The 14,483-nt window shown below is 70.9% G+C and carries 16 protein-coding genes and 1 pseudogene; 8 read left to right on the forward strand and 9 right to left on the reverse strand.

The features are described from left to right. Window positions 1-294 (forward strand): hypothetical protein (locus HW445_RS32730; protein ID WP_218956617.1); only part of this gene is annotated, 294 nt, incomplete at its 5' end. 7 nt (window positions 295-301) lie between these two features. Beyond that, window positions 302-1,232 (forward strand): annotated as a pseudogene (locus HW445_RS05805) (IS5 family transposase). A gap of 148 nt (window positions 1,233-1,380) precedes the next feature. On the opposite strand, the gene HW445_RS33330 reads toward HW445_RS05805, so the two are convergent. Together HW445_RS33330 and HW445_RS05810 are read right to left on the reverse strand one after the other, a co-directional pair. Then, entirely contained in the window at window positions 1,381-1,770 is a 390-nt protein-coding gene (locus HW445_RS33330) for a transposase (RefSeq protein ID WP_257230866.1), read from the reverse strand. Window positions 1,771-1,796: 26 nt separating this feature from the next. Next, window positions 1,797-2,615 carry an IS701 family transposase gene (locus HW445_RS05810; RefSeq protein ID WP_308798400.1) on the reverse strand — a complete coding sequence of 273 codons (819 nt, stop codon included), beginning with the start codon at window positions 2,613-2,615 and terminating at the stop codon, window positions 1,797-1,799. 304 nt (window positions 2,616-2,919) lie between these two features. Between HW445_RS05810 and HW445_RS05815 the strand changes: the two genes are divergently transcribed. Both HW445_RS05815 and HW445_RS05820 read left to right on the forward strand, forming a co-directional pair. Then, window positions 2,920-3,543 carry a hypothetical protein gene (locus tag HW445_RS05815; protein ID WP_180219949.1) on the forward strand — a complete coding sequence of 208 codons (624 nt, stop codon included), beginning with the start codon at window positions 2,920-2,922 and terminating at the stop codon, window positions 3,541-3,543. A 339-nt stretch (window positions 3,544-3,882) separates the two neighbouring features. Further along, entirely contained in the window at window positions 3,883-4,782 is a 900-nt protein-coding gene (locus HW445_RS05820) for a hypothetical protein (RefSeq protein ID WP_180219950.1), read from the forward strand. Window positions 4,783-4,867: 85 nt separating this feature from the next. On the opposite strand, the gene HW445_RS05825 is transcribed toward HW445_RS05820, so the two are convergent. After that, on the reverse strand, window positions 4,868-5,716 hold the full coding sequence (locus HW445_RS05825; protein ID WP_180219951.1) for an oxidoreductase: 849 nt from the start codon (window positions 5,714-5,716) through the stop codon (window positions 4,868-4,870). 67 nt (window positions 5,717-5,783) lie between these two features. Here HW445_RS05825 and HW445_RS05830 point away from each other — a divergent pair, with 67 nt between their 5' ends. Then, complete coding sequence (locus HW445_RS05830; protein WP_180219952.1) at window positions 5,784-6,449, forward strand: response regulator transcription factor; 666 nt, start codon at window positions 5,784-5,786, stop codon at window positions 6,447-6,449. Window positions 6,450-6,644: 195 nt separating this feature from the next. Beyond that, the gene (locus HW445_RS05835) at window positions 6,645-7,808 is read left to right on the forward strand and encodes an esterase-like activity of phytase family protein (RefSeq protein ID WP_308798402.1); all 1,164 of its coding nucleotides are present in this window, start codon (window positions 6,645-6,647) and stop codon (window positions 7,806-7,808) included. Window positions 7,809-7,920: 112 nt separating this feature from the next. Here HW445_RS05835 and HW445_RS05840 read toward each other — a convergent pair whose 3' ends face one another. Genes HW445_RS05840 through HW445_RS05850 form a run of 3 tightly spaced genes read right to left on the reverse strand, consistent with a single transcriptional unit; the run spans window position 7,921 to window position 10,300 of the window. Continuing rightward, window positions 7,921-8,508, reverse strand: coding sequence for a TetR/AcrR family transcriptional regulator (locus HW445_RS05840; protein WP_180219953.1), 588 nt, complete (start codon window positions 8,506-8,508; stop codon window positions 7,921-7,923). Window positions 8,509-8,513: 5 nt separating this feature from the next. Then, the gene (locus tag HW445_RS05845) at window positions 8,514-9,338 is read right to left on the reverse strand and encodes an ABC transporter permease (protein ID WP_180219954.1); all 825 of its coding nucleotides are present in this window, start codon (window positions 9,336-9,338) and stop codon (window positions 8,514-8,516) included. Continuing rightward, a complete protein-coding gene (locus HW445_RS05850; protein WP_180219955.1) occupies window positions 9,335-10,300 on the reverse strand; it encodes an ATP-binding cassette domain-containing protein in 966 nt (321 codons plus the stop codon). Before HW445_RS05850 ends, HW445_RS05845 begins: the two co-directional genes overlap by 4 nt. Before the next feature lie 361 nt (window positions 10,301-10,661). On the opposite strand from HW445_RS05850, the gene HW445_RS05855 reads away from it, so the two are divergent. Continuing rightward, window positions 10,662-11,513 carry a cyclopropane-fatty-acyl-phospholipid synthase family protein gene (locus HW445_RS05855; RefSeq protein WP_180219956.1) on the forward strand — a complete coding sequence of 284 codons (852 nt, stop codon included), beginning with the start codon at window positions 10,662-10,664 and terminating at the stop codon, window positions 11,511-11,513. Window positions 11,514-11,749: 236 nt separating this feature from the next. Here HW445_RS05855 and HW445_RS05860 read toward each other — a convergent pair whose 3' ends face one another. Together HW445_RS05860 and HW445_RS05865 are read right to left on the reverse strand one after the other, a co-directional pair. Continuing rightward, the gene (locus HW445_RS05860; RefSeq protein ID WP_180219960.1) at window positions 11,750-12,040 is read right to left on the reverse strand and encodes a hypothetical protein; all 291 of its coding nucleotides are present in this window, start codon (window positions 12,038-12,040) and stop codon (window positions 11,750-11,752) included. Between the two features lie 252 nt (window positions 12,041-12,292). Next, a complete protein-coding gene (locus HW445_RS05865) occupies window positions 12,293-12,826 on the reverse strand; it encodes a GNAT family N-acetyltransferase (protein WP_180219957.1) in 534 nt (177 codons plus the stop codon). A gap of 255 nt (window positions 12,827-13,081) precedes the next feature. Here HW445_RS05865 and HW445_RS05870 point away from each other — a divergent pair, with 255 nt between their 5' ends. Next, a complete protein-coding gene (locus tag HW445_RS05870; protein ID WP_180219958.1) occupies window positions 13,082-13,846 on the forward strand; it encodes a hypothetical protein in 765 nt (254 codons plus the stop codon). Window positions 13,847-13,976: 130 nt separating this feature from the next. Here HW445_RS05870 and HW445_RS05875 read toward each other — a convergent pair. Then, window positions 13,977-14,483 (reverse strand): MFS transporter (locus tag HW445_RS05875; protein ID WP_374939607.1); only part of this gene is annotated, 507 nt, incomplete at its 5' end.

The following is a 14,483-nucleotide window of genomic DNA, read 5'->3' on the forward strand; positions in this document are numbered from 1 at the left end:
GCGCGCGACCCGCACGACGTCCTCGCGGAACTCCTGGGGATACGGCTTGGGCATTGCTTCATCCTTCCAGGCCGCCTGACGGCAAGCCAGGTTCAGATGTCACCCAACCCTGCAGCAGTCCCTGCCGTCACACAGCACGGCAGGAAAATCATGGCTCTTGCGCGGCCCTACCCGCACTGCTGGCTCGTCGTCTTCAGCAAGGAAGAACTCTCCTTCAAGCACCATCCGCTGATTCTGGCATGTCTCGGCACCCGGGAGCCTGACCGAGTGACTGCTCCGCCGCCAGGGCGTTAGTTCGGACGTGGGGCGGGGTGATCTGACGGATGCCGAGTGGGAACGACTGCGGCCGTTCCCGCCGGTCAGCAACCGGCGTTGTGGCAGGTGGCGGGATCACCGGCAGGTGATCGACGGGATTCTGTACCGGGTGCGAACCGAGGTTCAGTGGCGTGACCTGCCCGAACGGTTCGGCCCGTGGAAAACCGTTTATGAGCGCCACCGGCTCTGGTCCGCTGACGGCACGTGGGAGCGACTGCTCCAGCAGGTCCAGGCCGCAGCCGACGCGGCGGGCGAGATCGACTGGAACATCTCTGTCGACTCCACCATCGTCCGGGCGCATCAGCACGCGGCCGGCGCCCGCACCGACCCGCCACCGGCACCCGTGTCAAAGGGGGCCGACGAGGTGGAACACCAGGACGAGACGCCGTGGCAGAGCCTGGTCGCCCGCCTGGTGGAGGTGGTGCGGGAGGCGAGGGCCTGGGCCGCTCGCGCGGCGGGTTCACCAGCAAGCTCCACCTGAGCCCGGACGGTCGCTGCCGCCCACTGTCCCTGGTCGTCACACCAGGTCAGCGGGCGGACTGCACCCAGTTCAGGCCGGTCCTGGAGAAGACCGAGTGCCCAGACCTGGCCTGGGACGGCCACGCAAGAAGCCAGACAGCCTTGCGGCCGACAGGGCCTACAGCAACGGCCTCATCCGCGAGTACCTGCGGCGACGGGGAATCCGGCACACGATCCCGGAGAAGACCGATAGCCAGGCCGCCCGCCTACGCAAAGGCTCACGCGGCGGGCGTGCACCCGGCTTCGACGAGGGCCGCTACAGAATGCGCAACACTGTCGAGCGAGCGATCAACCGCCTGCAACAGTTCCGGGCGGTCGCCACACGCTACGACAAGCGCGGCTACGTCTACCTCGGCACCGCGACCGCGGCAGCTCTTGCCATCTGGCTACGAACTTGATCGCCCGGACAGGTCCTAGTAGTACTTCGTTAGGTTCTGCGCTGTCTGCGGCGGCTTCGTCGGCTGGGCAGTGGGCGTCCGCAGGTGGTGCAGGCACCGGTCCAGCACCTCAGCAGGTCCTGTAGAACGTCGAGGACCTGGTAGAGGGTCAGGCCGGCGTGGGGACTTTTGGGTCGTGCCGCCTGAGGGTGAGGAATGCCTGGGCAGCGGTGACGAGGGTGACGTGGTGGTGCCAGCCGCGCCAAGTGCGGCCCTCGAAGTGGTCCAGGCCGAGGCCGTGCTTGAGTTCGCGGTAGTCGTGCTCGATCCGCCAGCGCATCTTCGCCCACCGCACCAGCTCTGTGATCGGGGTCGAAGCCGGCAGGTTCGATATCCAGTAGGCCGTCGGGGCGCCCTGACCGTCCGGCCACTCGACCAGGAGTGTCGCCGTGGGCAGGACTCCGTTCCAGTGGTTGCGGCCGCCGCCTGCCTCCTGGGCTGCGGCCAAAGACTGCTTGCCCGCCGGGCGGACGGTCAGGGCCGCAAATCGTGAGGTCATCGCTCCTTTGCTGCCCTGCCGCCAGGTCACCTCGGCGAACCGGCCCTCACCCGCCTCGGCCGCGAGGGCAGAGACGGCACGTGGTGGGGTGCGGTAGCGGGGCAGCGTCGGCGGCCCGAGCCCGCCGTAGGCAGGCCGGTGCGGCGTGACGTTCGCTGGGTGGCGACTTCCTTGCCGGTCAGGGCCAGGACGTAGGACAGCCCCCGCTCCTCCAGACCGACCCGGAACGGGGTGCTGACCCCGTAGCCGGCATCAGCGACCACCACCGGCGCCTGCAACCTCCACTCGGCAAGCGTGTCGAGCAGGCCGAGCGCGATCCGCCACTCCTCCTGGTGGGTGACGTCGTCGGGTACTCCTGCCCGGCGGCACCGGTCCGGCTCGTCCGTCCACTCCCGCGGCAGATACAACTGCCACTCCAGCGGGCAGGACGCCGTGTCCGTCGCGGCGTGGACGCTGACCGCGACCTGGCAGTTCGCCCGCTTGCCGACCGCGCCGCAGTACTGCCGAGCGACCCCGGCCGACGACTTGCCGCACTTGGGGAACGACACGTCGTCGATGACCCACACCTCAGGCGTGATCACTTCGGTCAGCCGCTCGGCGATCCGCCGCCGCACCGGCAGCGGATCCCACGGCGACTGATTCACGAACTGCTGCAGGGCCTGCATGTTCCCGTCCGGCAGACGCTCCGCCATCGGCTGGACCGACTTCCGCCGACCGTCGAGCATCAGGCCCCGCAGATAACACTCGCCCCACCGCCGCTGATCCCGCCGCGGCAGCGACCCGAACACATCGGCAACGAACTCCGTCAACTCGCCCCGGAGCCGTTCCACTTCCCCCAGCTTCACCCTGGGAGGCTGCCCACCACCAGCCGAGATCACTCAACGTAACGAAGTACTACTAGTCGAGAAGTCCCCGGTGCTGCAGCTCCTCCTCCATCGCCTGCCGCATGCTCTTCCAGGCACGCCGCCCCTTGTCGACGGCAGCACGAGCCTCCCTGCCGGCGCGGGACGCACCAACCCGCCGGCTCCACCGGAAGACCCGCACCTCCACCCCTCTCGAACGTATGATCGCGACGATTGTGGTTGCTTTCGGGAGGGGTGGACGCGTATGTGGGGGCGGCGCAAGGAAGGTCTCCGGACCGTTCAGGGGATGGTCGACGAACTGGGCGAGGAGCGGCGGAACGTCGACCGCCTGCTGGACAGGCTGGACGACGAGGTCAAGCGGGTCGCCGCGCTGCTCGGTCGCGGCGACGGGGTCCCCCGCGGCATCGTGGAGACCCTCCTCGACGACGCGAAGCGCACCTTCGACCGCGCCGAGGACGAGGCCAAGCGCCAACACCGGACGTTCCAGGACCTGGCCCGCGCCGCGGCCGCCGACCGGCGGGTGGACGCACGGGAGATGGCGACCCTGCAAAGCGAGTTCGACGACGGGATGAGCGCGCTGCGGGAAGTGTTCGGGGAGGCGGAGGCGCTGCTGTCCGCCCTCCAAGGGCTGCGCGGGAAGCTGGAGGAGCTGCCCGAGAAGTTGCGCCCGGTGCGTGGGCGAATTCACGCTGCGCTGGAGGCGGCTCGTCGGGACCTCGAGTCTCTGCGGCGCGGGGGCGCGAGCGGGTTCGGCCACGAGGCGGAGCTGACGCGCCTCACCGAGCGCCTGACCGCGCTCGAGCAGGGCAGTTACCACCCGACTGTGGAAAACGGACCCCCTCGGCACTTCGCGGAGCTGGAGGCAGAGGTCGCCGCCCTCCGCGACGCGATGGCGACCCCGGACCACTGACCGACCCGGCCGCGGGCAGGAGACGGGTGACCTCGCGAGCGGCGCGGGCCGCGCCTCCCGCCCCGCCTCCACCATGCGGCGGCCAGGCTCTGCCAGGGCATCTCGCCCTGTCCCGGTCGACCTCGCCTGCGGCGTCGGCCGCGGCCTGGACCTGCTGCGGCAAAAGTACAGAAGCCCGTCGATCACCTGCCCTCCACTCGGGCACGTTCGCCAAGTAGGCTGCCGCGGAAGGCAGTTGACGGCCGACCCGGGGAGGAGGCAGGCGGCCGGCGGGAGGGGGCGGTGTCCGGTGTCATACCCATCGAGCGGGACGGCGGGTTCCCTGTCATGAGCGGCGGCATGGCATGGATCGCCACGGGCTGGCTGCTCGCCTTCGCAGGAGTCAACGCGGCGCTGTACGCGACCTGGTGGCGGCGCACACGGGACGAGCGCACGTTTCTGAAGGACGTCCTCGCAGCGGGCGTGGATCCGATCCGGGCGGCGTGGTGGCTCGGCGCCCCGTGGGACGGCGCGTCGCCACAACAGCAGGGCTACGCCGCGGAGGTGGCCGTCCGCCTGCTGATCCTGGCCGGCGACGCCGAGGTCGACGAGGCGGGCCGGATCACCGTGCCGCGCGGACGCCTCGGTACGCAGAAGGACCCGGTACGGGCAGCGCTGGTGACGACCCTGCGCCGGCACAAGGGCGCCACGGTGTACGAGCTGCTGGAGGACTCCCGTTTCGCGCGGTTCCGCAAGGTCCTCCGGTCACGTCGCCCGCCGCTGCGCAGCGAGTTCGGCCCCTACCGCACCCCCTCGCTGACGGCCGCCCTCGTCACGGCGTTCGGCCTGTCCCTGCACGCGATGATCGCGCGGTGTCCGGTACCCGGGCTGCCCTCCGTGGGCCCGGGCCTGTGGACGACCGCCTGGATACCGCTGTGGGCCGCGCTGGCCGCCCTCGCGGCGATCTGGCCCTCCAGGATGTCCCGCCCCTGGGCCCGGTTCACCCGTCACTGCCGCGCCTCCGTCACCCGGGCCCTGGCCGACGAGGACAGCCACACCCGCCACCGGGTGTCCGTCGTCAGCTCGTCCACCCCGCCCGACCGGCGCACACCACCCAGGACAACAAGCTCACACCCAGCGGACAGCCTCAGCCGGAGCGGCCGCACGGCACCTCGGCAGGACCTCGACGACGCGGCCGAGCGGGACGCCCATGACGGCGGAGGCGGCTCGGACAGCGGCGACTTCGGCGGAGGCGACTGAACCCAGCCCGAGCTCGGTCCTCGCCCACCGCGCATCGCTCAACGGCACACACGGGCCGACGACCGACTGACGCAGGCGAAACCGCCTAGCCACGTAGGTCTGCGAGGTCCTCGTCGCCGAGTGCGAGGTCGTGTGCTGCGAGGTTCTCCTCCAGGTGGGCGAGTGAACCGGTACCGGGGATCGCCAGTACCGTCGGGGACAGCATCAGCAACGAGGCGATCGCGACCTGCGCCGTGGTCGCGCCCAGCCGGGCCGCGACCTTGCGGAGCCGTTCGGCGTCGAGCGGGCTGCTGCCGACACCGCCGCCGAGGGGGAAGTAGGGCACGTACGCGATGCCCGCCTCCTCGCACTCCGCCAGCAGCTCCGCCCCGCTGGTGTGCCGGTTCTGCACGGCCGCGACCGGGGCGATCGCCCGGGCCTCGGCGAGCTGGGCGGCGTCGACGTTGCTGACGCCCAAGTGCCGGATCAGCCCCTCCGTGCGAAGCTCCGCCAGGACCGCGAACCGTGCGGTGATCGGCTCATGCCCCGGCCCGGTCATCCCGCCCACCCGCAGATAGACCAGGTCGAGCCGGTCGAGTCCAAGGCTGCGCAGCTCCGCCTCGATCAGGCCGCGCAGTTGATCGGCCGTCGCCTGCCCGCTCGGCACACCGTTCGGTCCGGGTAACGGCCCCACCTTCGTCGCGATCACCAGGTCGTCCCGGTAGGGGGTCAAGGCCGTACGGATCAGTTCGTTGGCCCACACCGCGTCCCTGCCGTAGAAGCCGGCCGTGTCGATGTGGTTCACACCCAGCTCCACGGCACGGCGGAGCACCGCCATGCCCGTCCCGGGATCCCGCGCCGGACCGGCGAAGGTCCCCATCGCCAGGCGCATCGCGCCGAAGCCCAGTCGATTGATCGTCAGTTCGGCGCCGAGGGAGAACGTCTTGCTCGTCATGCCGCTCATCGTGTCCGCCGACGCGACTCCCGGCGAGTTCGTGGCAACTTGCTGCCAGACTGACGCCATGCGGAGCGACGAGGTGTTCTCGGTGCGAGGGGACGCGGAGCTGATCGCGCGCGCAGGTCATCTCTTCGCGTCCGTGCGAACCGATTTCCTGTGCGCCGCCCGGGACCTCAGGACCTGGTCACAACCGGGAACCAGGGCCGCGGTCCGGAATCGGCTGCGGGCGGCGGGTCCTGCTGCCGTCACCCCTCGCAAGCTGCTCAGCCCGGTGGCACTGGCCGACGAGGAGGCCCGCGCGCACCTGCGGCTGGTACGCGGCAGGGGCGCTCTCGTGCGGATCAGCCGTTCGCCTCTGCCGCACGAGACCATCCTCATCGACCGACGGGTGATGATCCTCGCCGGTCAGGAGACCCCCACCGGACGGGAGTACGTCGTGACGACGTCACCGGTCCTGGTCGACGGCGTGCACGCGCTCATCCGGGCGATCTGGGACGCCGCCGTCGATCTCGAGACGTATCTGCGCACGGACGTCCCGCACCTCGATGCCGACGGCCGCGCGATCCTCGAAGCCCTCGCTTCGGGCCTCACCGACGAAGCGGCGGCCAGACGACTCGGCGTCTCGCTGCGCACCTACCGGCGGCGTGTGGCCGGGCTGATGGCCGAACTCGAGGCCGGCTCGCGCTTCCAGGCCGGGCTGCGTGCGGGCGAACTGGGACTGCCCCACTGAACCGTGGCGATCGTGACCTCTTCCCCCATGTCCAGGGGTCCGCACCAATACCCCCGGGGCAGCAGACCGTCTCGAGGAGATCGGCGGCCTTCTGGAAAGACGAACGCGACGACGACGCGCGGGCAAGGCGGGCATCCGACGGTCATACCCGATCGGGTGACTGCGCATCAGCTCAAAACGGGCGAAGATCATTTGGTGAGTTCTTCCCTGACGCGCCGCGCGTGCGCCGCAGCCCTGCTCCTGGCCTCGACCCTGACCCCCGCGGTGGCCACCGCGCAACCGGGCGATCCCGGACAGGGGGCGGGGCGCGCCGTACAGGCCCGGCTTCTCGGCGAAAAGACCGTTCCGCACAAGCTCGCCCACCAGGACACCACGGTCGGCGGACTCTCCGGCATCGACCGCAACCCGTGCACCGGCGAGTACGTGTTCATCAGCGACGACCGCTCCTACCTCCAGCCCGCCCGTTTCTACACGGCCAGGCTGGACGTGGACGCCAAGGGGGTGCACGCCGTCGACTTCACCGGCACCCACTCCTTCCGCCAGCCCGACGGCTCGGTCTATCCGGCCCCGACCCTGGGCGACGGCAAGGCCGTCGACCCGGAGGAGATCCGGGTCGACCCGCGCAGCTGCACCTACTGGTGGGCGCAGGAGGGCGACCGGCCCAAGGTGGCCGGCCCGCCGGTCCTCCAGCCGTCCATCCAGCACGCCTCCACCACCGGCGGTCACCTGGGGCAGCTGCGGCTGCCGGCCAACTACGAGATCACCATGGAAGAGCGCGGCCCACGCCGGAACCAGGCGATCGAGGCGATCACCTTCGACTCCAAGGGCAAGGTGGTGACCAGCGCGATCGAGGGCCCGCTCCTCCAGGACGGCCCGGAACCCGACGTGAACAAGGGCGCGCTGGTCCGCGTCACCCAGCAGAACCGCGACGGCCGGGTGCTCGGGCAGTTCGCCTACCCGCTGGAGAAGATCTTCGCCGAGAACGACCCCGACAGCCCCTGGGGACCGGACACCGGAGTCCCGTCGATCCTCGCCTTCCCCGACCAGCCCAACCGCTATCTCGTGCTCGAACGCACCTGGGTCGCCGGCGCGGGCTACAAGATCCGTCTCTTCGACGCCACCACGCGTGGGGCGACCGACGTGCGGGAGACGGAGGCGCTGGCCGGGCAGGCCGTCACACCGATGCGCAAGAAGCTCGTCGCGGACTTCGACACCCTGGGCCTCTCCGCGGTCGACAACACCGAGGGCATGACGTGGGGGCCGGACCTGCCCTCCGGCGAACGGCTGCTGATCCTCGTCAGCGACGACAACTTCGCCCAGGAGGCGATCACCCAGATCGTCGCCCTCGGCATCCGCTGACGGCAGCCCGGGGCCTCGCGCATCCGCCGCGGCGAAGGGCGCCGGGCCCGGACGAAAGCCCGGGCCCGGCGCGCTTCGCCCGCTTCGGGACCGCTCCCGGCGCCCCGGTCTCTCAGGGAGTGTCCGGGGCGGCTCCTCGCAGGAAGAGGTCGACGACGTCCTGGGCCAGGCGGTCGGCGGAGCCCGGGGTGGAGTCGTCCTCCGGGGGGTGGACGGTGGCGGCCAGCTCCAGGAAGGCGGTGGCGAGGAACCCGGGATCGGCTTCCCGCAGCTCGCCCGTGGCCACCGCCTGGGCCATGAGGTCGGTGACGGGCTGGATGAGGCCGCGCACGTACGCCTGGGAGACCTCGGCGCGCTGGTCGTCCTCGAGGTGACGGATCGCGTAGTAGATCTGGTTGCTGAGCGCGGAGTTGTAGGTGCCCTCGGCGTAGGAGGCGGCGAGGGCCAGGAGCTTGTCGCGCAGGGTGCCGGGGGTGGCGAGTGCGCTCTGGAGGAGGGCCGAGGCTTCCTTGGTGTAGTGGTCGGCCACCTCCATGAACAGGGCGGGCTTTCCGCCGGGGAAGTGGTGGTAGAGGCTGGCCTTCTTCACGTCGACGGCTCTGGCGATGTCGTCGAGGGAGACGCCGAGGTAGCCGTAGTCGGTGAGCCGGCGGGCGAACTCGTCGCGGGCACGGGCGCGGGTGTCGGTCTGGCGGGGCATGACGGTCAGACTCCTGTACGGGTACGGCGGATCAGGGCGAGGTGGGCCGCGGCAGCGCCCACCACCAGGATGACGACAGCGACGAGGACGCCCGGCAGCAGGTCCTGCTCGTTCCAGGGTGCGGTGAGCAGGCTGCGCATCGCGTCCAGCGGCGGGGTGAGCGGATTGATGTCGGCCGCGTGGGCCATCCAGCCGCCGAGCTGGTCACGCGGGACGAAGGTGGCGGTGAAGAAGGAGAGCGGGAAGAAGACAAGGGTCACGGAGCCGACGGCCGAGCTGTTGCCGGTGTGGAGGCCGACCGCGGCGGCCAGCAGCAGGAACCCGGTCCCCAGCAGGACGGTGGCGCCGATGAGGGCCAGGAGAGCGAGGGGCCCGGAGACGGGACTCAGGCCGAGCAGCAAACCGAGTCCGGTGAGTGCGGCAGCCTGAGCGGTCAGGACGACGACGCCGGCCAGGACGGGGGCGGTGATGAGCGTCCACCGGCCGACCGGGGTGAGCCAGAGACGTGCGTGATAGCCCGAGCCGATGTCGTTCACCAGCAGCTGCCCCGCGGTGGCGCCGCCGGTGAAGGCGGTGGTGAGCAGGCACAAGGGCAGCACCACGTCGACGTAGCGGCCGCCGGGAGAGATCGCGGCCGTGACCGACGACAGCTGCCCCTCGTAGATGATCAGGAAGAACGCGCTCGTGAGCAGCGGTGACAGGAGCAGGGCGGGCGTACGGAGACAGGACTTGAGCGAACGGGCGGTCAACGGCCCCAGAACCGCCCACGACTTCGGTTCGGCGGGCTGGCCCGCGGGGCCGATGACGGCGGCGGCGGTGGTCGTGCTCATGCGGCGGTGGCGCCTTCCGGTGTGAGGGCCAGACGGAGGAAGACGTCTTCCAGGCTGGGTTCGTCGACGGTCAGGGATTCGGCGTGCAGGCCGGCGGAAGCCAGGGTGAGCAGCGTCTCCCCCTCGACTCCGGGACGGGTGAGCCGGAGGCTCACCGCGTGAGGGGCGGCTCCGGCCGCGTCCAGCTGCTCGCCCCTGGCGGTGAGCAGCTCCCGGGCCTGGCCGGCGGCGGAGGCGTCGCGGAAGCGCAGGGTCAGGACACGGTCGCCTGCCTCCTCCTTGAGGGCGTGCGGGGCGGCGGAGGCGATGAGGCGTCCGGCGCGGAGGATGCCGACGCGGTCGCAGAGCTGGTCGGCCTCTTCCAGGTACTGGGTGGTCAGCAGGACGGTGACGCCGTGGTGGGCGGACAGTGCGCGGATCTCGTCCCACAGGCCCCGGCGGCTGGCCGGGTCGAGCCCTGTGGTGGGTTCGTCCAGGAAGAGGACGTCCGGGCGCTGCACCAGCGCGACGGCGAGATCGACCCGGCGGCGCTGGCCCCCGCTGAGCTTGCCCACCGGGGTGTCGGCGAACTCCTGTGCGTCGAAGGCGGTCAGCAGCTCGGCGCAGCGTACGCGGGCCTGCCGGGCGGTGAGCGACTGGAGCCGTCCTTGCAGGCGCAGCAGCTCCCGGGCGGACATGAGGGGGTCGAGTGCGGTGCCCTGGAGGACGACCCCGGTGCGGCGGCGGACCGTTGCGGGGTCACGGGTGATGTCGGCCCCGGCGACCTGGGCGGTACCCAGGGAGGGGCGGAGCATCGTGGTGAGCATCCGGACGGTGGTGCTCTTGCCCGAGCCGTTGGGGCCGAGCAGCCCGTAGACCTCTCCGGGGTTCACTTCCAGGTCGAGCCGGTGCACCGCGGTGCGCTCGGCGAAGTCCCGGCCGAGCCCGACGGCACGGATGGATGGGGTGGCGGCGTTGCTCATGCCTAAAACCTACCTATCGATAGGTAGGTTTGCAAAACAAGGACGCGCTCGAGCGGAGCCGGTCGTGGATGCGCCTATGGTTGCTTCCATGCGCCAGTGAGTCTGAAGTTCCCGTGCCCCGGCAGTCCGCCGGCCCCTCCGTGCCCGATGGGCACGCGGATCCCGGACTGCCTCATCGGCATGCCGTGACCAGCAGGCGCCCCCGCGCCGTCCTCGGCGCAGTCGTCCTCGGCGCAGTCGTCCTTGGCGCAGTCGTCCTTGGCGGACACCCAGTACCCCCGCGACAGCGTTGCGGGAGTCCCCCTGTCGCACGCGGCATGCCGGCCCTTCTCCACCGCCACATGACCCCCGGAAGTGCCTCATGTACGAAGAGCTCGCAGCCATCAACGCCCGCCCCGCCGTCTACGCGGAGGTGACCACCCCGGACCTGTGGACCGACCCGCACATTTCCGAGCGGATGCTCCGCGCTCACCTCGACCCGCACGTCGATCTGTCCTCCTACCGGGCGGAGTACGTGGAGCGGATCGTGGCCTGGATCATCAACCGCTTCGGTGTCGGCACTGGCCTGCGCGTCGCGGATTTCGGTTGCGGCCCCGGCCTCTACACCACGCGCCTCGCCCGTACCGGTGCGTCCGTCACCGGGCTGGATCTTTCCTCCCGCTCGCTCGACCACGCCACGTCACTGGCGCGCGCCGAGGGCCTGTCCGTCCGCCATCTGCGCCAGGACTACCTCACCTACCGTGACGACGCTCGATACGACCTGATCATCCTGGTCATGCGTGACTACGGTGCGCTGCCCCCGAACGGCCGGCAGGCGCTCCTCCGTACGGTCCGCGAGCACCTCGACGCAGGCGGTTCCTTCGTCTTCGACGTCGACTCCGCATCCGCGTTCGCCCACGTGCGGGAGCAGGCGACCTACGCGCCGTCCCTCATGGACGGATTCTGGTCCGCCCGGCCCTATTTCGGCTTCCACAACACCTACCGGTACGAGCGCGAGCACGTGTCGCTGGACAAGTACGAGATCTTCCAGGCCGACGGCAGGAAGACCTACTTCAACTGGGTTCGCTACTTCACCCCGCAGGAGCTGATCGGTGAGTTGAAGGAAGCCGGTTTCGCCGACGTCGACGTCCTCGGTGACCTGACCGGATCGCCCTACGACAGCACGGCCCCGCAGTTCGCCGCCGTCGCGACGACGGCGAGCAGTGCGGGCTGACCTGCCGGTGTCGGTGCCGGAGGCGGTGCAGGTGCCGCTGTGACCGGACGTGCCCGCGTGGTCAGGCCGAGGAGGCCCCCGCGGCCTGACCACGCGGGCCGATGACGAGGGCACCGCGTAGCCGTCGATCAGCGTGCTCGCGCCTCGCCCTCGTCACCGTGGGCACCGGGGTGACCTGCATGACGGTGACCTGCATGAGGGTGTGGGTCACGGTCGTCTCAGGCGGAACGGTCGTCTCAGGAGAAGAGGACCGACCGCAGGAGCAGGCGTTCGGATGCTCGTGCCCCTGGACGCAGGGTGTAGGTCGCGCCCTGGCAGTCGGCGTCGAGGAAGACGGTCGCGGTGGCGTCCGTCTGGTTGCTGGGTGCCCGGCTGGGCGAGCCCGGCTCCGATGCCGGCCCTTGCACGTTGACGCATGTACCGCTGGGCGGGTTGTTCAGGAAGCCGACGGCGTCGTAGCCCTCGGTGGTGGTGTAGGTGTAGCGGAACTGGCCGGCTGCCGCGGAGGCCGTGCCGGGGGTCACCACAAGGAGTGCGACGGCGCTGCAGACGGCACCGGCGGCCGTCGTGAAGGAGTGACGCTTCACAGTGATCTCTCTCTGCCGGGATCAGGACAGTGCGGTGCTCCCCCGGCCTGGAGGGCGGTAGGCGCTTCGTCCCCCGAACGGGCACGCCGAATCGGTTCCCCTTGCGGCAGTTGGCCCATCGCGCGGGTACGGTCCCGGCCGGGTGCGTGCCGGCACTGCACGGAGTCGTCCGCAGGACCGGACATCGGTCCGTCAGAGCTGTCGCGTGGTGAACAGGGTGGTCCCACGCTCCGCGTCCACTTCCTTCAGCTCGGTCTCGGTGAACCCGACCTTGGCCAGCACGCGGCGCGAAGCGGTGTTCCAGTCCCAGACCGTGGCCCACAGACGTGCGTATCCGGACGATCTCGCCCGGTCCAGAACGGCCAACGACGCCTCGGTCGCATACCCCTGACCCCACACTCGGCGTAGCAGCTCGAATGCCAGTTCCGGTTCGCCTGCCGGTCCTCGCCCGCTGTCGACCAGCCCGCAGTAGCCGATGACGTCTCGAGAGGCCTTCCGCTCGATCGCCAGCAACCCGGTCGACCACAGTTGGTCGGTGCGGATCGAATCCTCGAGCTCCGCGACCGTGGGGTGTCCTTCCGCGTCGATCCGGCGGTGCGGTGGCACTCGTGGGTCGCGTTCGGTCCACAACTCCCGCTGGACGACAGCCTCGGCCACCCTCCAGGGTCTGAGCACCAGGCGGCTCGTCTCGAGTACCACCTCGCCGCGCGGCGTGCCAATGGTCATGACAGCGACCATCTCACGGTGGGCGAAGGCGCCGTATCAAGGGGTGCGGCCCATGCCTTGGCGAGCCCCGCGCGCTCGGTCCCGATGTCGACCGCCGCATCCACTGCCCCGGTGACGCACACCGGCCTGGTGGTGAAGCCGACCGTGACGTCCCGGGTGCTCGGGGGAAGCGACGTTGCCCCGTCCTTGCCCCGGCAGCGCTTTCCGGCGTCGAGCTGTGCCCCTGATCATGTGGGCCGGCAGAGGAGGGGACGCATGCACGCACAGGCTTCGTCGGAGGCGGAGTACGCCCAGGCGCGGTCGCGGCGCGGCACCCGGCGCGGCGGGGCGCCCGCAGGCGGGGCGTCCGTGAGCGAGGCGATGCTCGCCCTGCAGCGCACGGCGGGCAACGCCGCGGTCACCGCCATGGTCCAGCGCAGTCGCCACGAGCACGGCGACGGGTGCGGCCCGACCGGCTGCGGCGGGTCCGGGGTCGTGCAGCGCGCCAAGGCCAAGGACTGGAAGCTGGGGTCGACGAGCACCGAGCTCGCCGCCGTGAAGGCCGGCCACCCCGGCGATCCGTTGGTGGACACGCTGCACCACATCATTCCCAAGTCGCTCTTCCAGCCGTTCCTCGCCCTGCTGAGCCCGTCCCAGGTCCTGCAGATCACGACGGATCTGGCGCCCCTGGCTCCGGCGGCGTTCGCCTCGCCCAACACCGACAAGGCGCTCAAGAACCTCCCGGCAAACTTCCGCATCGGTCCCCGGCCCGAGGACAGGTCCGACGACCCGGGCAGCGGCCTCGACGTGAACACCACCGCCTCGGGCAACACCACGCCCCGCTCCGAGCAACTGGAGAACGTCTACCACTACATGGAGGCCGCCATCACCGCGGGCGCGGTGACCCAGACGGACTTCGACACCCTGTTCCTCGCCCCGATGATCGACGCGTGCACACAGCACGGGACGGCCATCAACATCGACCCGGCGCGTGCGACCTGGGTCACTGATCCCGCCACGGGGAAGTACCACAAGCCCTGAGACCTCGGGAGACAGCGGGCTCGGTGGCCACCCGCCCGGTCACCGAAGCCGGAGGAGCATGGAACCGGTACTCGCGACGCTCCACTCCCCCAGCGGCCATCCGGTGCCGGCGACGACCGCCCGTCCGGGACTACTTCGCGGCCTGCGTCGTGCGGGGGCGGAGCGCGAGAGCCAGTAGTGGTCCTGCCGCCAGCAGGACGGCGAGGGCGGCGTAGCCGAAGGTGAGGGTCGAGACGGTGGCGACGGCGGCGACGAGCAGAGGGCCACCGGCGTCACCGAGTTCGCGGCCCAGCTCGGCCGAGCCCATGGTCTGGCCCATGCGTTCCTCCGCGGTGGAGGCCGCCAGGGCGGCGAAGCCGAGCGGGGTGATCAGGCCGGTGCCGGTTCCGATGAGGGCGGCGGCAAGCAGGACGCCCACCAGGCCGGGCAGCATGGCGGCCGCGAGGCCGGCAGCGGTGATGACAAGTCCGGTGAGCAGTCCGGTGCGTGTGGTCAGGCGCCCGGCGTCGAGGGCGCGCCCTGTCCTGGGCTGGACGAAGGCGGCAGTGGCGGCGAGTACGGACACGGCGGCCCCGGTGGCGACGGTGCCGAGGCCCGCGGCGGCGCCGGAGACGGGCAGGAAGCCGACGCCGACGGA

It is taken from the genome of Streptomyces sp. UH6, from assembly GCF_013421635.1.
In the GTDB taxonomy this organism is placed as follows: domain Bacteria; phylum Actinomycetota; class Actinomycetes; order Streptomycetales; family Streptomycetaceae; genus Streptomyces; species Streptomyces abyssomicinicus.